General features: G+C 54.7%; 15 protein-coding genes. 5 read left to right on the forward strand and 10 right to left on the reverse strand.

All coding sequences use genetic code 11. The annotated features are described in order from the left end of the window. Positions 1–262: 262 nt before the first annotated feature. From LOS79_RS14935 to LOS79_RS14950, 4 genes are all read right to left on the reverse strand, one after another. On the reverse strand, positions 263–958 hold the full coding sequence (locus LOS79_RS14935) for an ABC transporter permease (protein ID WP_315421150.1): 696 nt from the start codon (positions 956–958) through the stop codon (positions 263–265). Next, entirely contained in the window at positions 951–1,868 is a 918-nt protein-coding gene (locus LOS79_RS14940) for an ABC transporter ATP-binding protein (protein ID WP_315421152.1), read from the reverse strand. Before LOS79_RS14940 ends, LOS79_RS14935 begins: the two co-directional genes overlap by 8 nt. Before the next feature lie 138 nt (positions 1,869–2,006). Next, positions 2,007–2,942: a sensor histidine kinase gene (locus LOS79_RS14945; protein ID WP_315421154.1), complete on the reverse strand. Its 936-nt coding sequence runs from the start codon at positions 2,940–2,942 to the stop codon at positions 2,007–2,009. Next, positions 2,939–3,673, reverse strand: a complete 735-nt coding sequence (locus tag LOS79_RS14950) for a response regulator transcription factor (RefSeq protein ID WP_315422243.1) — start codon at positions 3,671–3,673, stop codon at positions 2,939–2,941. The genes LOS79_RS14945 and LOS79_RS14950 overlap by 4 nt, the downstream gene beginning before the upstream one ends. Before the next feature lie 194 nt (positions 3,674–3,867). Between LOS79_RS14950 and LOS79_RS14955 the strand changes: the two genes are divergently transcribed. Both LOS79_RS14955 and LOS79_RS14960 read left to right on the forward strand, forming a co-directional pair. Then, on the forward strand, positions 3,868–4,869 hold the full coding sequence (locus LOS79_RS14955; protein WP_315421156.1) for a phosphodiester glycosidase family protein: 1,002 nt from the start codon (positions 3,868–3,870) through the stop codon (positions 4,867–4,869). 5 nt (positions 4,870–4,874) lie between these two features. Next, positions 4,875–5,885, forward strand: coding sequence for a bifunctional glycosyltransferase family 2/GtrA family protein (locus tag LOS79_RS14960; protein ID WP_315421158.1), 1,011 nt, complete (start codon positions 4,875–4,877; stop codon positions 5,883–5,885). Positions 5,886–6,568: 683 nt separating this feature from the next. On the opposite strand, the gene LOS79_RS14965 is transcribed toward LOS79_RS14960, so the two are convergent. Next, the gene (locus LOS79_RS14965) at positions 6,569–7,528 is read right to left on the reverse strand and encodes an alpha/beta fold hydrolase (protein ID WP_315421160.1); all 960 of its coding nucleotides are present in this window, start codon (positions 7,526–7,528) and stop codon (positions 6,569–6,571) included. 180 nt (positions 7,529–7,708) lie between these two features. Here LOS79_RS14965 and LOS79_RS14970 point away from each other — a divergent pair, with 180 nt between their 5' ends. After that, positions 7,709–8,194, forward strand: coding sequence for a DinB family protein (locus LOS79_RS14970; protein WP_315421162.1), 486 nt, complete (start codon positions 7,709–7,711; stop codon positions 8,192–8,194). On the opposite strand, the gene LOS79_RS14975 is transcribed toward LOS79_RS14970, so the two are convergent. Genes LOS79_RS14975 through LOS79_RS14985 form a run of 3 tightly spaced genes read right to left on the reverse strand, consistent with a single transcriptional unit; the run spans position 8,182 to position 11,303 of the window. Continuing rightward, positions 8,182–9,309, reverse strand: a complete 1,128-nt coding sequence (locus LOS79_RS14975; protein ID WP_315421164.1) for a glycoside hydrolase family 88/105 protein — start codon at positions 9,307–9,309, stop codon at positions 8,182–8,184. The two genes, LOS79_RS14970 and LOS79_RS14975, sit on opposite strands and share 13 nt — an antisense overlap. Before the next feature lie 31 nt (positions 9,310–9,340). Continuing rightward, the gene (locus tag LOS79_RS14980; protein WP_315421166.1) at positions 9,341–10,381 is read right to left on the reverse strand and encodes an alpha/beta hydrolase family protein; all 1,041 of its coding nucleotides are present in this window, start codon (positions 10,379–10,381) and stop codon (positions 9,341–9,343) included. A 31-nt stretch (positions 10,382–10,412) separates the two neighbouring features. Continuing rightward, positions 10,413–11,303, reverse strand: a complete 891-nt coding sequence (locus tag LOS79_RS14985; RefSeq protein WP_315421168.1) for a pectinesterase family protein — start codon at positions 11,301–11,303, stop codon at positions 10,413–10,415. Between the two features lie 72 nt (positions 11,304–11,375). Between LOS79_RS14985 and LOS79_RS14990 the strand changes: the two genes are divergently transcribed. Then, positions 11,376–12,245, forward strand: coding sequence for a helix-turn-helix transcriptional regulator (locus LOS79_RS14990; protein WP_315421170.1), 870 nt, complete (start codon positions 11,376–11,378; stop codon positions 12,243–12,245). Positions 12,246–12,266: 21 nt separating this feature from the next. Here the strand turns inward: LOS79_RS14990 and LOS79_RS14995 are convergent, their stop codons facing one another. Both LOS79_RS14995 and LOS79_RS15000 read right to left on the reverse strand, forming a co-directional pair. After that, positions 12,267–13,721: a glycoside hydrolase family 28 protein gene (locus LOS79_RS14995; protein WP_315421172.1), complete on the reverse strand. Its 1,455-nt coding sequence runs from the start codon at positions 13,719–13,721 to the stop codon at positions 12,267–12,269. 21 nt (positions 13,722–13,742) lie between these two features. Further along, a complete protein-coding gene (locus LOS79_RS15000; RefSeq protein WP_315421175.1) occupies positions 13,743–15,308 on the reverse strand; it encodes a glycoside hydrolase family 43 protein in 1,566 nt (521 codons plus the stop codon). 235 nt (positions 15,309–15,543) lie between these two features. On the opposite strand from LOS79_RS15000, the gene LOS79_RS15005 reads away from it, so the two are divergent. Beyond that, positions 15,544–17,739, forward strand: a complete 2,196-nt coding sequence (locus tag LOS79_RS15005; protein WP_315421177.1) for a helix-turn-helix domain-containing protein — start codon at positions 15,544–15,546, stop codon at positions 17,737–17,739. Positions 17,740–18,257 lie beyond the last annotated feature (518 nt).

Raw genomic sequence — 18,257 nt, forward strand, 5'->3', positions numbered from 1 at the left:
CGTAGACTGCGAAAAATCTCTTATTATGTAGAAAGCTATGAATTATACATTATTATAGCAAAAAAAACGCCGGTGGTCGCCACAAAAACACTGTATTTCAGGGGTAAAAGTACGAACGGAACACCTCCACAAAGCGGAGTTTTGGCTCAAGTGCTGACTCAGGTATTCGGCTGGGACCCCGAAACATAACAAGTGCTGCCCCCGGCAGGGAACAGCACTGTGGTGTCATATGAACAGAAGATCCGGTCTAATATAGTTATGATTATGAGACAACATCCTGGTGCTCAATCTTGCGGATCGACAGATAAGCGATTGCGGCGCCAGCCAGCGCCAGGGTGAGCGAGATTCCAAGCATATTGCCCAAACGGAAACTCCCGTTCCCGAAGCCGGAGGAGATTACCATCACTATGAGCACGGCGGAGACAATCGTCGCCGGAACCGATTTCCGCCGCATCCCGAAGTATAGCGGAATCAGCCCGATCCCCGCCGCATACAGCGCATCCGTGGAGGCCCTCCCCAGCTCGGTTGTAATCAGCTCCCGGGTTACTGTCCCTTGAATAACATCAGGGACGGCATGGCCGATGCCTGCAAGCACAGCACTCAGTGCAACATCCGACAGGAAGATGCCCAGGAAGGTGAAGACGAAGACAATAATCAGCTTGGCAGCCATCAGCATTTTGCGCGGAACCGGGTACATGAACAGCACAGTAATCGTATTATTTTTATACTCGTCAATTACCAGCTTGCTCAGCAGCACGGAGGCAAAGATGATATAGGTTGCTTTTACAAAAACAAACACGCCTTCAAACAAATCAGCATAGGTATTGAAATCCCCTTCATCCATGCCCGTAAAAGCCACCAGGATCATAAAGGCGAGAATCGCCAGATCCGCAATCAGTACCGTTTTGAGAAAATTAAACTTGCTCTTGCGCAGCTCCAGCCGGATTAACTTAAGCAATGCCAGCACCTCCCATCAGTTCTACAAAATGATCTTCCAGCGAATGATGCTTCTTGCTCAGACTCTCCAGCTCAATACTCGCTTCAGCCAGCGTTTTGCTCAGCTCAAGCTGCGGAATATCATCGTAAATCCTTATCGTACGCGGGTCCAGCACTTTGTAGTTGGTCAGGCTCAGCTTGTGCGCCAGAACGTATACCGCTTTGGTAACCTCGCCTGTAACCAGCTCAATGTACTGGGTATGCCGGCCGCGGATGTCATCCATCGCCACCTGCTCCACAAGCACGCCTTCACGGATTACGCCGATGGTATCAGCAATCTGCTCAATCTCGCCCAGAATATGACTGGAGATCAGCAGGGTCATGCCATATTCACGGCTCAGCATACGGAATACTTCGCGCAGCTCTTTAATGCCCAGCGGGTCCAGCCCGTTGATCGGTTCATCGAGAATGAGCAGCTCCGGCTTCGTCATGACCGCTCTGGCAATGCCCAGCCGCTGCTTCATCCCGAGGGAGAAATTCTTCACCGGCTTCTTGTCCACTGCACTCAGTTTCACCAGCTCAAGCGCATCCTCCATCGCTTTGACATCGTAGTAGCCCATGTACTCCCCGTGCAGCGCGAGATTCTCGCGGGCGCTCAGCTTGTCGTAGAACACCGGATATTCGATGATGCTGCCCATGCGCTTCAGCATTTCGTAAGAGCGGTGGGTCATTTTCTCGCCGAAAAATTCAATCTCGCCCGCCGTCGGCTTCACCAGATTCGTGATCATTTTCATCACTGTTGTTTTGCCGGCACCGTTCGGTCCCAGGAACCCGTAGATTTCACCCTGCTTGATCTCCATATTTACGTTTCTTACAATTTCCTTATCCTGATAGACCTTGGTTAAATCCCATGTCCGGAGTACCGCTGTCATGTCCGTTATCCCCTTTAGCGTCGTCTTTGTCTTCCTGGTATTTATTCTACAGGGCGGAATTTGCTTTTTTATTACTGAAATCTTACTTAATTCTTAAGCTGCGGCAGAGATCCGGCCCGTCCTGTAAGTATCATGAATTCAGAAGCTCAGCCTGTGAAAAGAGAGCGTAAAGGCCGTACGGACATACGGCTTGCTGCTAAGCGTAATGGTGCCGTTCATTTGCTCGGTAAGCCGCTTCGTAATCGTCAGCCCGAGCCCGCTGCCCTGGTAGTCGCGGTTACGCGAATCCTCCAGTGTGTACAGCCGCTCGAACACCTTATCGGCATGGTCTTCGGCAATGCCTTTGCCCCGGTCCCAGACCTCTATGTGTACCTGGTTCTCCCTGCTGTACAGCTTCAGCCCCAGCACCCCCCCAGCGTCCCCATAATTGATTGCATTAGACAGCAGATTGTTCAGAATCCGGTCCAGCGCTTCATCATTCCCCATTATATACAGCGGTTCATCCGGAAGCTCAATCTGCACATCCGCCCCCTTGGCGCTGAGCAGATCGTAATAAGCCAGAATGTTGCGGCGGCAGACCTCGCCCAGCTCCACCCGGGACAGCGGAATATCCCGGTCACCCGATTCCAGCTTGGCGAGGTCAAAAAAGGTGTTCATCAGCGTAATCACCTCGCCCGCCTTGGCATGAATCGTCCGCAGAATTCGCTCCTGCTCTTCCACCGGGACATTCTCATCATGCAGCAGCGTCTCAATATAGCCCAGCACTACCGTCAGCGGGGTCTTCAGATCATGCGAGACATTGGCCAGCATGCCGCGCATGGACTTCTCCAGTCTGGCACGCTCTACAGCCCCGCGGTGATTGACATCCAGCAGCCGGTTCAGGCCGGTCAGCAGCTGCTGCAGCTGCGGGCTGGCGCTCATCAGCAGAAGCCGCTCATGCGAGCCGCGCTGCAGGATGCTCTCCAGCTTCGTATGAATATAGTCCAGCTGGCGCGCCTGCTGCCGTGAATTCCAGTATTGCAGCGCAATAATTCCCAGCAGCAGCACGGTTACAATCAGCAGAATGAGGGTCATTGGAGCATATCCCCCAGCTTGTACCCGATGCCCCACAGGGTTTTGATGTAGACCGGATGAGAAGGATCATCCTCAATTTTCTCGCGCAGCCTGCGCATATGTACGTTAATAACATTCTCATCACCGAAGTAGTCCTCTTCCCAGATCAGGCTGTAGATCTGTGCCTTCGTGAACACCCGTCCCGGGCTGCTTACGAACAGCTTCAGAATCTGGAACTCCTTCGCGGTCAGCTTCACCTCTTCCCCGTTCTTCCGTGCCGAGAAGTTGTCCAGATCGACTGCAAGGCCGCGCAGCTCGATAACCTTCGGCTTGTCCGGCTGTGCTTCCACGCTGCCCGCGCCGCCTGCCTGACTTCCGGCAGCAGCATAGCCGGCCCGGCGGATCGCCGCCTTCACTCTGGCCGCCAGCTCGATCATCGAGAAGGGCTTGGTGATGTAATCATCCGCGCCGAAGCCCAGGCCCAGCGCCTTGTCCACATCACTGTCCTTCGCCGACATGATCAGCACCGGTACAAGGCTCCCGCTGCGGATCACCTGCAGCACATCCGTGCCGCTGCGCTTTGGCAGCATCAGGTCCAGCAGCACCAGATCATAGGCTGGTCCGCCCATGAACCTGCTTACGGCAGCCTCCCCGTCAAAAGCCTGCACCACCTCGTAGCCTTCTTTTGTCAAATATGAGCCTACCATCTCGCTGATTGCCTCATCGTCCTCAATCAGCAGTACCCGCTGTATCATGACTGGACCTCCTGTAAGTTCTATTTATAGCTGCGTGTTGCAGCAGGCCATTGCTGATATACATACAGACCATTTGCTAAAGTATACCAATGCCGCGGGCCTGTTTCTACTATAAAGAACACTTAAGATTCATTTAAGGAATGCCCTTTATGATGAGCCTAAGAACTTACTTGAAGAGGTGGTGCTCCGATATGAAGACACACAAACAGGCAACCCGAACAGCTAAGCGCAATCTGATGATTATTGTCATTGTAATCCTTCTGGGCATCGGCACCGTGGTGTACCGCCTGGCTGACCGATATTTGATTGAGCATGTAGAAGTCGTAGTGGCGGACGATCCGGCCGGAAACGTAAGCACGGCAGGAAGCACTGGCGGCACTGCCGGTACCAGCAGCACCAGCGCGGCAGCAGCGGCGGATACCTCCGCAGAGATAAACGCCACATCGGATGACTGGAGTTATACAAGCGATGACATCCAGATCAAGATTGACCAGGTCGAGAGCGGTTCAGGCTCGGATCTGATTACCTACTACGTGGCTGATGTGGTCCTGAAGGAGGCGTCAAGCCTGCGCTCTGCTTTTGCCGACAACAGCTTCGGCACGAATATCACAGAGAACACCTCCGCGATTGCCTCCGGCATAGATGCGATCTTCGCTATCAACGGCGATTACTACGGCTTCCGTGATGACGGGGTGATTATCCGCAATGGAACCCTCTACCGGGATGAACCGGCGCGCGATGCCATGGCTTTGCTGGAAGACGGGACAATGCAGACTTATAACGAGGAGGAGGTCTCTTCGTCTGAGCTGCTGGCGGAGGGAGCGACAAATACCCTGTCCTTCGGGCCGGTTCTGATCCAGGACGGCGAGATTACCAGTGATTTCAGCAGTGTCAAAATCGACAACAATTTCGGCAACCGCTCGATCCAGGATGCGAATCCGCGGACTGCCATCGGCATGATCGCCCCGAATCATTATGTGTTCGTTGTAGTTGACGGACGCAAGGAAGGCTATAGCCGCGGAATGACCCTGGCAGAGCTGGCGGATGTCATGTCCGGGCTTGGCGCAACTGAAGCTTACAATCTGGACGGCGGCGGTTCCTCCACCATGTACTTTATGGGCCGGGTGGTAAATAATCCGCTGGGCAAAAACAAGGAACGCGGCGTCAGCGACATACTTTATATTAAGGAGTGAATCCCATGACGATATTAATCCCTGCATACGAACCCGATGAACGGCTGCTGGATCTGATTGTCCGGTTAACCGAATACCCGCTCGGCCCCATCATACTTGTAGATGACGGCAGCGGACCGGCCTACCGCGCGATCTTCGAGCGGGCTGCAGCCTTCGGCTGTACAACCCTGGCCCATGAGACCAATCTCGGCAAAGGCCGCGCCCTGAAGACCGGATTCCGCTACATCAAGGAAGCCGGTCTTCCGGGAAATGTAATCTGCGCTGACAGTGACGGGCAGCATCTGCCCCATGATATCAGACGGATTGCTGAAACGCTGCTGCTCCAGAGCAGGCCGGGGATCGTGCTCGGCAGCCGCCGCTTCAGCGGGACGATTCCGCTGCGCAGCCGGTTCGGCAATTCGGTTACCCGCGGGGTATTTGCACTTACTACCGGAACCCGGATCTATGATACGCAAACCGGACTGCGCGGCTACCCGTTCCAGATGCTGGACTGGCTGTGCCGGATTCCCGGAGACCGGTTCGAATATGAAATGAATATGCTCCTGACCGCGCATAAGGAAGGCTACACCATTACTGAAGAATATATTGAAACGGTGTATCTGGAGGATAATAAATCCTCCCATTTCCGGCCGCTGATTGATTCCTTCCGGATCTATCTGCCGATTCTGATGTTCAGCACCTCTTCGCTGATCTCCGCCCTGCTCGACTTCGTGCTGCTGTTCCTGTTCCAGAGCCTAACACATCACCTGTTCCTGGCTGTCGCCGCCGCAAGATTATGCAGCTCCGTCTTCAATTACTCCGTGAACCGGAAATATGTATTCACCGGCGGGAAGAACTCCCGGCTCCAGTCCTTACCCAAATACTTCTCGCTGGTCCTGCTCGTGCTGGTGTTCAATTACGGGCTGCTCTACTTCTACAACGAGAAGCTGATCATCCCGCTTGTCGCCGCCAAGATTCTGACCGAGGTATCGATCTTCCTGTTCAGCTACTGGGCACAGCGGAGGTTCGTGTATTGAATGATTATTACTCGCGGACATGCAAACAGAGCAGCGGCTCTCCTGTGGTGGAGAAGCAACTGCTCTGTCTGATCCAACTACGATCCACTCTGACCTTTACGGACACCACAGCCTTTATTCGCTCAAAAAAGGTCATTGGGGCGGGCTTACGGACACGACAGCCCTTACCCGCCGCTTTTCATGGGCAAACTCCACTTTTCCGGTGAAATAACGGCGCTGATGTCCTTAAGGTCCGGCACTCAGCTACCTGTCCGCAGGCTTAACGTCTCTCATGTCCGTAACGCTAAGCCAGTCACTTGAACAACCGTTGCGTGGCTCGCTGCTTTTCTAAACTTTTTTAGTTCAATTTATATAGTTAAAATAATATCTATCGGGAGTACAAGTACGCCCTCCGTAACGGTGAACCTGTAATTTATCGTAGTCACTTGTCCGCTGCGCTCATCATTAAAGTAACTTAGTTCATATTACTGCAGCCCTATGTAATTAGTTGTGATTATAGCATATTCGAATTATTTATTTTGCTGTTTTTTGTCGTACCTCAGTTGGTCCAGTCAATAAAATGTAAAAGGCCCCCCTGCATCGCCTGTAAGGGAATGCGCGGGAGGTGCCTTTTTTCAAGTTTACTCTATTGGATTAAGTCTGCCAGAACTTCATAATTATTTTAGAGCTGATGCTGTTACTGGCTATTCCTGCAGGAAGAACTGCATCGCCCGGTCGGCGCAGCCGGGAAGATATTCATGGCCGAAGTCCGGATACACAACGAGATCCTTCGGTGCAACCATTTTGTTATAGGCTGCGAACTGGGTGGACGGCGGGCAGATCGTATCCATCAGGCCGGTGAAGAACAAGACCTCACCCTCAATCCGTTCCGCCAGGTGCTGCAGATCAATATATCCGAGCTTGGCGAAAATCTCCTCCTCGCGTTCATGCAGCGGGTCGAACTTGCGGAAGAACGTATTCAGCTCCTGGTAAGCATCCTTATCGAGGTCCATCTCCCAGACACGTTTGTAATCACACAGGAACGGATAAATCGGAGCAAGCTTCTTCACCCGCGGCTCAAGGGCCGCACAGGCAATGGTCAGCCCCCCGCCCTGGGAAGCGCCCATAGCGTACACCCGCTGCGGATCTACACCAGGCAGCTCGAGGGCAATTCGTGCAAGCTGGGCAGTATCGAGATAAATATGCCTGAACAGAAGATTATCAGGATGATCATCCAGCCCGCGGATAATATGGCCGTTATGGGTATTCCCCTTTACCCCGCCTGTGTCCTCTGAGTAACCCCCCTGCCCCCGGCAGTCCAGCGCAAGTACAGAGAAGCCGAGCGAGACATACGCCAGCTTGTCCTGCCAGTCTCCGGAATCGCCGGAATAGCCATGGAACTGCAGGATCGCCGGCTGCGGTGTATCCGTCATCTTGGGCCGGAGATATTTGGCATGCACCCGTGCACACCGCACCCCGGTATAATACAGGTCAAAGCACTCCGCCTGCGGAGTCTGAAAAACACTCGGAACCAGTTCAAGCTGAGGATCAACCGCCTGTAGCTCCTCCAGCGCCCGCTCCCAGTAAGCATCAAAGTCAGCCGGACGCGGATTTCTGCCTTCATATTTTTTCAGCTCCGCGAGGGGCATATCAACTAATGGCATTTACGAACATCCCTTCCACAATAGGTTTTTTACCTAACCCATTATAGTGGCCTCCGGGAATCTTTGGTATTAGATGATCTTACGATATATACTATGGCAGACGCTGATAGAAACCTGACGGAATGCAGTCAAGTTATATCCAGTATAGTGAAGTTACACTTAATCATAGGAGGATCAATCATGGCAGCCACAACTAAGGAGCAGCTGGTACTGGAGTTTGAATCGTTCATCCCCTACATCCAATCCCTGGAGCCGCTGGACGAGCGTATTTGGGAAACTCCGCTGGCAGACGGTAAATGGAATCTGAAAGCACTGCTCTGCCACATCATGAAATGGGACAAGTACTTCTATGAAGAAGCCTTCGCAAAGGTAAAAGCCGGCCAGCCGCTGACCGCGAAGCATCTCAACTTCAATGAATTCAACGCCCGCGCGGCAGAGTATGCGCAGACTGTGCCCCGGCAGGAGATCATCCGGCAATTCATCCACTACCGCAGCCGGCTAATCTCCGATATGACCGGGATCAGCGATGAAGCTTTCGTGCAGACCTATCCGGACGGGGACGGCAAGAAATTCAGCTACCGCGGACATCTGCGGGGCTTCCTCCCGCATGACAGGCATCATAAGAAGCAGATCGGGCAATTCATACAAGCGGTTCATTCAGCCTGATACTTCTCCACCTCAAGTGCAGCCAGCAACAATGGCCCCATCCCCATAGGGGTATCGTTTACAATGGCTTCGGAAATGTAATAGTCATATGAGCCGTTCCGGTCTTTGCTCAGACCTGCTCCATTGCAGATTTGACGCAGATGAACCCCTTGGTCATCTTCGCTGACCAGATGGGTAACAATGCCCGCATATCCGCTAAGCATAGCTTCCTTGAAGGAGGGCTCCAGATATCCCAGTCTGAGCCCTTTGGCCATTGCATACACGAACATGCATGAGCCTGTGGCTTCCAGGTAGTTGCCCTTGCGTCCCGCCTGATCCAGTACCTGATACCAGAGGCCGCTGGCCTGATCCTGTACTTCTGCAAGTGCGCTGCACAGCCGCTGGAATATGCCGATAACCGTTCCGCGCTGACGATGAGTCACCGGGAAGTGCTCCAGGCAATCTACAGCAGCCATCGCGTACCAGCCCATCGCCCGGCTCCAGAAATGCGAAGATAAGCCGGTCGACGAATCCGCCCATTCCTGCTCCCGTGATTCGTCCCAGCCATGATACAAGAGGCCGGTGCGGGGATCGCGGGTTCTGCGCTCAATCAGCAGCAGCTGATGCGCGGCTTCGTCGATCAGCTCAGGGCGCTGGAACACCGCCCCGAACTGGGCCAGGAACGGTGAGGCCATGTAAAGTCCGTCCAGCCACATCTGGAACGGATAGACCTTCTTATGCCAGAATCCGCCTTCCGTGGTACGCGGGTGCCCGATCAGCTGTGCCGCCAGCAGATGGGCAGCCTCCGCGTAACGCTGTTCACCTGTCTTCTGATACAACAGGAACAGGTTCTTCCCCTGGTTAATCTGATCCAGGTTATATTCCTCCAGCCGGTATGTCCGGATCGTACCGTCTTCCCGGATGAAGCTGTCCATATGCCGCTGCATATAGCCGAAATAATCCGGCTCATTGAACTGGATTCCCGCCCGCGCTACCGCCAGCTGCAGCATCCCCGGAACATAAGCCCAGCGCTCCAGCAGATAATCGTGCTCGCCCTGTTCATTACACTGGCTAAGTAAGGTATCCGCAATTCTGCGGGACCAGGATGCAGCGGTTGCTGCTTCAGTTGCAGACATCTCTATTCCTCCATTCACTTGGTTGTTTAAGTTATACTTTCTCCCGGGCGGCCGCCAGCTGTGACCGCAGCCAGGAGAACGCCGGTTCACCATGAATTTCATGTCCGCCGGCAAAAAAATCCGCCTGTACCCCTCCGCCGGCCCCCGCTGCCGCATAAATCATCTCCAGCCGGGCCAATGCCTGCTTCGCCCCGGCTGGACCAAAGAGGGGGTCGCTGTCGCCTGATTCCATGAACAGGCCGCGAGGAGCAATCAAGCCGAGCAGATCAGGCATCTCCGCATCCTGCAGAATTCCCGGGATATAATTATCCAGACAATGATTACGCGTAAGAATGCTCGTTGCGAACGTTCCTGCATAACCGCTGACGACTGCGCAGGAGATCCGCTCGTCCAGCGCAGCGGTGAACCCGGCGACCAGCCCGCCGCCGGAAATCCCCATAATGCCAATGGCCTGCGGGCTGACCTCTGCCCGCTGCTGCACGTAATCCAGTGCCCGCATCGTCTCATAGATCCGATAGCCCGCCATCGTCCGGCCGGCCAGCAACAGGGCGGAGGAGAGGCGGAAGCAGGAGTTCCGTCCGGGTTCACCGCTGTCCAGATCCTCGGCCAGCCGCCTGTCCCCGAAGCCAAGCAGCTCCGGTACTGCGGTAACAAATCCCTGCTTCACAAGCGACACTGCGAAATCCTTATGCAGACCGGGATCACCCTCTCGCTCTGAGCCGTCAGGATTCAGGCCGACCAGCTCCCGGCTGCCGTATCCATGGCCATGAATGGCCAGAACCGCCGGCAGCGGAGAGGCTGCCGCCTGCTCCGGAATCAGCAGATAGAGTGCCATCCGCAGCCCTTCATACGTAGTAATCTCTATGCGCTCCCGGATATAACCGGGACAAGTTGTACGTTCAAGCCGTACGGGCTGGAGCTCTGCCCGCTGCTCCGGAAATCCGCCGAGCCAGCCGGTGAGCTGCGCGGCAAGTACTTCCCTCCACCGGGCGAACTGGATATCCTTGCTGAAGGCTGAACTTTTTGCTGCTGCTGCAGTTAATTGCTGCATGTATTGTTCCAGTGATTCCATCTTGGATTCTCCTCCCGCTCAAGTTCAAGTTCTAGTATCCTTCCGGATGCCAGCCGTCCAGCACGGACAGAACCCGGTATTCTGCAGCTTCCTGCGCCGTCAGCTGCCGGGACCAGGCCGCCCGTCCCTCCGGGCAGGCGCCAGGGCCGCTGCTTCCGGATTCTTCATACCGGCTGGTCTTCTCCCGGTCCGGCTGCCCCCAGTTATGCCAGCCTTCCGGGATGATGGAACCGTCCATGGCGGTGCGGATGAAGGCTACATGCGCATGCGGCCGCCAAGGCCGCCCCAGATACACCTCGCTGACCCCTTCGCCGCTCGTAATCCGGCAATCCAGAAAGACATAGCCGAACGCACTGTCTTCAGGAGTAGATGCTGCTGTGATGTATCCTCTGGAGCGCTTGTTATGCAGCTCACAGCGGTCAAACAAGGCCGTAGCCGCACCAAAAATATAGTCCACATCACCTTCAATGTAGCACTCGTTATAATACTGCTTGCCTTGCCCCGTATACAGGGTATCCTGATCGCCCAGCAGGCGCACACGCCGGAATACAGCCTGACCGGCATCGACAAATGCCGCTACTGCTTGCCCTGTACCCGGGCCGGAGTCATTGCGGATCGTCAGATTCTCCGCTGTGAAGTTTCCGGAGAATATATTCAAGGTTCCGCTGCGGAAGGTACCCAGCGGCTCTCCGTCCGGCCCGAGGGTGTGGGCATTGTCATTCCACGAAATGACCGTGGAATGCGGATCCTCTCCAAGCAGCAGAATCGGCGGCGCTTCGCTGGATACCGTAATTTTTTCCTCATAAATGCCTGGCTTGATACGGATCGTTACTGCCCGGCTATGTCCCTGGGGAATGGAATTCAGTGCCTCCTGCAGGCTGACGAACCCTTCCTCCGGGCGCTTCGATACTGTAATTAACATGTGCGGCTCCTTTCACAGCAACCTGTATTTATTCTATAATAACCTTAATGCTCGCAAGAGAAGAGGAGATTTATGACCAGCGTGACCAGTCCGAGCCCCAAATATTATATTGCTGAAGGCCGGTTCAGCATCCAGCATATGAAGCGCAAAGGCATAAATGCGATGCCGCGCCCCCACAGTCATGAACTAACCGAGCTGTACTATCTGACTGAAGGGGAACGTATTTACTTCGTTGATGACAGGGTCGTTACTGTACGTAAAGGTGAGCTGATTCTCATTCCCGGCGGGGAGCTGCATGCTACCGCAAGCTCTGAGATGGCCGAGTTCGAGCGGATTCTGATCAATTATGATCCTCAGCTTCTGCCTTCTGTGCTGCAAGCGGATTCCCTGTGGTTTCAGAATCATCGTTACCGTCTGTTCAGGCTGACCCTGCGTGAACAGAATGAAGCGGAGACGCTGCTGAAGCGGATCCTGGAGGAATCGCGAATGCAGCAGCCATTGTATGAAACGGCTGTGGTCACTCTGTTCACTGAGCTGATGGTTCTGCTTCAGCGCTCGGAGAGCACCACCCAGGCAGGCGGAATGAAGCATCCGCTGCATCATCTCGTAACCGATGTTGCCGCCTACATCCGGGTCCACCACCGGGAGGCACTTACGCTGGAGGAGGTCGCAGGCCATTTTTTCATCAGCCCGTCTTATTTAAGCAGAGTCTTCCACCGCCTGACCGGCTTCCATTTCCGTGAATATATCGTACATATCCGGGTCCGTGAAGCCCAGCTGCTGCTCTCTTCATCCGCCGCCAAAATCCAGGAGATCGCCTCCCGTGTAGGCTTCGAGCATCTGTCCCATTTCAATAAAATATTCAAGCGGACCACCGGGCTGACACCTCTCCAGTACCGCAAGAAATCCAGGGCGCGTCCCCCGCTCCATAATGAAGGGTAATGCGGCCGCCCTGGTCCTTCATTAAGCTTCTGTGAGTACAAGCCCGCTTGAACGGGTCAGCTCAACATTGCTGCATTTATGCAGCTTGAGCAGCGGCAATTGCTGCGCATCGAGTCTGATTCCGTCCAGCTTGAGTCCGTCAGCATAGCGCAGTACCATTCCCTGCTCGCTTACAGCATGAAAGTTCTCCACACTCAGGCCGGCAAGCGGCAGCTCAGGCAAGCCGTTCACCAGCAGTCCGGTTGCCGCACCATGGCAGACAATATTCTTCAGGGTGATATTCCGGAACTGCGGAGTCTCCTCCGTTACCGGAAACTGCTGTTCATTATAGCCTTCTGAGCCTTCCACACCCGCATAGAACATATGGAAGGATACCGCTTCGTGGATGATGTCCGTCATGCGGATGTTCTCCATAAGAATATCCTCAACTACACCGCCTCTGCCCCTGGCGCTCTTGAAACGCAGGCCGATATCCGTGCCGATGAACAGGCAGTCACTGACTCTGACCGCATGCACCCCGCCCGACATTTCACTGCCAATGACAACACCGCCATGTCCATGATAGACCGTACAGTGCCGGATAGTGATATAACGGCAAGGCCTTCCGGCTCTGCGGCCTTCTTCATCCTTACCTGACTTCAGGCAGATGGCATCATCACCTACATCGAAGCTGCAATGCTCAACAAGCGCATGACTGCAGGATTCCAGATCCAGGCCATCCCCGTTCTGGGAATACCAGGGATTCCGCACCTGAATACGCCGGACGGTCACCTGCTCGCAGCCTATAGGATGCAGGCACCAGGCGGGAGAATTCTGGAAGGTCGGACCTTCCAGGAGCACCCGCTTGCAATTACGCAGGCTCAGCAGTACCGGGCGGAGATAGTCCCGTACAGGCAGATACGCTGATTTATCGGCTGTCCCCTGCTCAAGCAGCTTCTTGTAACGGGCTTCCCCCTCCATGGCTTCCCGGGAGGGCCACCACATGTCCTCCTGCTCATCCAGCACGCCGCCGGAGGCAACCAGGCTCTGCCACTGAAGCTCTGTCATCTTGAAGCGCTTCACCGGACGCCAGCCCTCGCCGCTTCCGTCGAAGATCCCTTCTCCGGTAATGGCTATATCACTCAATCCATCGCCATCCAGCGGGGACTGGCAGCGCCATCCGGCATTGCCCTCGTAATGGGAGTACAGCAGCGGATACAACGATGTATCCGCTTCGAACCTGACGAGCGCCCCAAGCTCAGCACACAGATTAATCCGGCTGTGCAGCGTCAGAGGTCCTGAACGCCATATCCCTGGAGGAATAACTACTTTGCCGCCGCCGGCTGCCGCACAATCATCCAGCGCTGCCTGAATGGCAGGGGTGCAGAGTGTCAGCCCGTCTCCTTCTGCCCCATAGTCCGTAATGCGGAATACCCGCTCCGGAATCTGCGGTAATTCTGGCAGGGGATAAGCTGGTTGAACCTGATCGCTGTTCATAGATAGAATCCGCCTCCCTTTCTATTCAAGCTCTTCATAGCTGAACCAGTCGAAGTCCGCGTAGCTCGCACTTTCTGCGCCATGGGAGCTTGCGTACATGCCGATGTATGCCCCTGTGAATCCTCCGGCCAGATCTGTACTGAGCACTCTTCCGTCCGCCTTCTCATACAGCGGCTTCCAGGTCTCCTGTTCATCTGCTCTATAGTAAAAGCTGTACTCCTGGCCTCTGGCTTCTGCCTTGAGCTGTACCGTATCCGGCAGATAAGCTTCCGAGGCAAGGAGCTGCTCGTCACCTCTGCTCCGCACGATCAGCTGCAGCACCTGCTCTCCATTCACCAGCCCCAGCTCATAACGGAAATGATTGTCCGCGTTCTGAATCAGGGCAAGCCCGGCAGCTTCGCCTTCCCCGCCCGGCTTGAAGGCCATAGCAGCAGCTGCTCTGAAGCTCAAATGCTGCTGGCGTCTGCCGATAAAGGCCGGATTGGCCAGCTCTGTCAGCTGCTCCGGCTTCAGCTGCAGCCGCAGTACTCCCGGCTGCTGTGTAAGGCTCCAGAATTCACCGCGCGGCGTCCGCAGGAAATTCCAGATCAGGCTCAGCTCTGCACTGTCGAAATCATCGCGGACAGGCAGCTGCGGCCATTTCGTCTCCGGCAGGTCAGGCGCTGCGGCTTGCAGCTCCAGCACCCCCTTGCCGGGATTCACCACCGGCCACTCATTCTCCCATTTCACCGGAGTCAGGAAGGTCTCCCGGCCAAGGTTGCGGTAATAACCGCCGCAGGTACGTGAGGCCAGGCAGAACATCCACCAGTCTCCATGCTGCGTCTCCACCAGCTCTCCATGTCCGACATTCACCACCGGATAATCCCGGCCAAGATGGCGGTGGGTCAGAATCGGATTAGCTTTGTTGCCCTCATATGGTCCTGCCACATTCCGGCTGCGGGCAATTGTAATGGCATGGGTATGGCCGGTTCCTCCCTCAGCAATCAGCACATAATACCAGCCGCCGATTTTGTAGATATGCGGCCCTTCCTGGGCATGGCCTACCTTAAGCGCTCCTTGCCAGATGCTGATCTTCTCCCCAACCAGCTTGCCCTGGGTAAGATCAATTTCCTGCAGCCAGATATCCATATGCTTCGGATAATCCTGGCCTTCAGGCGGGACGCGGTTGCCGGTGTAATAGACTTTGCCGTCTTCGTCGAAGAACAGGGAGGAATCAATGCCCGGGGCATCCTCCAGCCAGACCGGATCAGACCAGTCCCCGGCGGGGTCGGTTGCGGTTACGTAGAAATTATGCTGGTCCTTATTATTGTCTACGTAGGTTGTAATCATATAGAATAGACCTTCATGGTAGCGGATCGTCGGCGCCCAGATCCCCATCGACGGAATGATCTGATCCAGGTTCAGCTGGGACGGACGGTCCAGCACATGGCCCAGCTGACGCCAGTTCACCAGGTCTCTACTATGAAAAATGGGTACACCAGGGAAAAATTCAAAACTCGAAGTGACAAGATAATAATCCTCACCCACGCGGATAGCCGAAGGGTCCGGGTAGAAGCCCGGCAGCACTGGATTGTTGAATGTTCTCAAAACAAGTTCCTCCTTCAATCTAATAAAAATGTAAGCATAACCAATTATAGTTCGGATAAGTTTAATTTTCTTGCTGTTTCCTTGCTCTTTTTCTTCATTTTTATACTTACATGCTATTCCCCATATTCCTCCTGCTTGTCAATCTGCAGCTTCACCCTCTAATATAGGAATAACAGGAACTGCATAAGGGGCGATTAGCTTGGGGAAAAGAAAAAGGATATACACCCGCTTTTTTATGAGTCTGACCTTCATCTCTATCAGCTGCATACTCGTCTTGGCCATAGTGATATTTTACTGGTACCGGAATATTGCAATAGATAATGTTAACAAGGCTAATCAGAATGTCCTGCTGAATACTGAGACCGTTTTCATGAATTATAAGGAGATCGTCCAGAACTACACTATGGACTTCTATGCCAATCCGAACATTAGCACACTTATGCGCAGCGGGGACACGGGGTGGAGCGATCAGCTGTACAGCGCCTTAAGCCAGATCCGCGGGGCACTGGTCGTCAACCAGTATTTGGAGAACGCCTACATTTTTGGTGAGAATGAACCGGTGGCGATCTTTGAGAATATGCCGCTGAACAATGAAGCCAAGCTGGAGCTGGCCCGGCGGATGCGCAGCAGCCGCATCATTGAATCTCCGTTTCTGTGGAAGACCACCCAAAATAACGGCGCACCGGTAACACTGCTGACTGTCTTCTATAATGACCGGGCTTTTGCGGACAGCGAATATTACGGTGCCGTTGCGCTGACGGTTAATCTTGCTAAGCTGCAGAATAACCTGTTCACCCAGCAGGAAGGCGAGGCTACCCGGTATGCAGTGCTTGATCAGAATGGCGGTGTCCTCATGCACAGCGCCCTCTCCGGCAGCACTCTGCACCCGGAAATGCTGAAGCAGGTAGCCCAGTCCAAGGCTGACAGAGGTTCCTTCGTCTACCGGGGCGGCGGAGAGGCCCAGCTCATTACTTATATCCATTCTGCCGAGGATAACCTGTGGTTTATCTCGGAGACCTTCTATAGAGACAGCATCCGCGAGCTTTCGGGTGCCCGCAACCTGATGATCGCCCTCTGCCTCGCACTGATACTTGCGGCCTCTGTAAGTGCCTATCTGATCTCGCGGCGGATGTATAAGCCGATTGGACGGTTGTTCGGCAGTATCGCCCATATCTCCGGTAATGAAGAAGCCTTGAAGACCGGCAGCGATTTCGACACCGTAAATCTGGAGCTGGAATCCATAGGAATCAAGCTGGAGCAGCTCAAAAAGGAGAGCGCCGGCAGCGCCCTGATGCGCTGGCTGCTCTCCCCGCGCGGTTCAGCCGCTGACACCGGCACACCAGTGATGAACCTCGGTGCACCTGATGGCGCCTACTGCGTATGTGTAATAGCAGTCCTGGAGCCGGGTCCTGTCAGGGATGTACCCGAAGCGGCCGAGGAAGCCGTGCTGCGGATTCAAGCCGCCTTCGCAGGGCTGGCCGGGGTGCAAAGCTTCCGGTTGCATGAGGAATCAGCCGTCCTTATACTCAGCGAGCTGCAAAGCGGCAGCTTCGGGGATTATGCACTCTTCCGCAGCAAGTGGGAAGAGATCGCGGCCCAAACGCCGGGTTCAGGCGGCCGGTGCTCGTTCGGCGTCAGCGGGCTGGCCTCCGACCTTAGCCTGCTGAAGCCCAAATACAATGAAGCCGCTGATTGTCAGCAGTACATCAAATTCCACGGGCAGCAGAACATTGTATTCGCCGATGATACCATTCATTTGAACAGCAGCTCCGTACCCGACAGCGCACTTGCGCCGCTGCTGCAGGCCGTTAAGCAGCCGGAGCTCGCGGGCCATATTCCCCAGGCTGTGGAACGGCTGCTGGAAGTGGCCCGCAGCTACAGGGCCGAGTCTGCAACAATCGCTATCTCCAGGCTGGCCTTTGAACTGAACCGTACAGCCGCCGGCACCGGCGGGAGCACCCGCCACTCCGGGTTTCTCGATTATTACCAGCAGGTTTGGCAGCTCCAGAGCTATGACAAGTTGCGGGACTGGATCGAGCAGAGCTGCTATGCCGCCTCAAGCCGGATTGCCGGCATGGGTGCGCTGCAGACCCGCAGTCTGGCAGCTGAAGCTGTCACATACATTAGAGAGAACTACAGCGATCCCGGCCTGTCTCTTAACGCCTTGGCCGAGAAGCTGTCGGTCAGTCCCGCCTATCTCAGCCGGCTGATTGCGGAAGAGGTGAACGCCAGCTTCCCCGATCTGATTAACCAGCTGCGCCTGGAGCAGGCCGAACTGCTGCTGGTCACAGACCTCTCGCTTGATATCCGCGAAATCGCCGGACAGGTCGGCTATAACAGCAGCACCTATTTCACAACCCAGTTCAAAAAACGGTACGGTGTTACACCCTCCAAATGGAGAATGAATCATATTCTGCAGCAGCAGGAGTAGCGAGAGATAGCGGCAGTATCCGCTGGACCCGGCCGGGCTGATTGCAGGCGGAACCATAAACAGCGGCAGTCAAGGATGGAAATCCTTAGCTGCCGCTGTTTTTGCGGAATAATGGATCTGTGGACCTCTGTCAAGCGGCAAGAAAGTAGCTACTCAGGCAATGTCTTACAGGTTACTTGCTTACGTTACGGACAGGGGAGACGTTAAGTTGTGAAGAAGCACCTGATCGCCGGGCCTTACGGACATGAGCGCCGTTATTTAGCCAGAAAAATAGAGATATCCCATGAAAACTGGCGAATAAGGGCTGTGATGTCCGCAAACCCGCTAAATAGGCCGAAAATGAGGTGATAAGGGCTGTGGTGTCCGTTACGGAATAGCCGGGTCCCGGATTAGGCCCGGCTGGCTGGCTGATTTCCGCTATCCGGCTACATCTGGTGAAATTGCTAGTCCGGCGGACTGGGAATCACTTATATGGCCGATTACACCCTCTTTTAAGCCCAAGTGGACCAGATAACGGA

It is taken from the genome of Paenibacillus sp. MMS20-IR301 (genome assembly GCF_032302195.1).
Lineage (GTDB): Bacteria > Bacillota > Bacilli > Paenibacillales > Paenibacillaceae > Paenibacillus_AQ.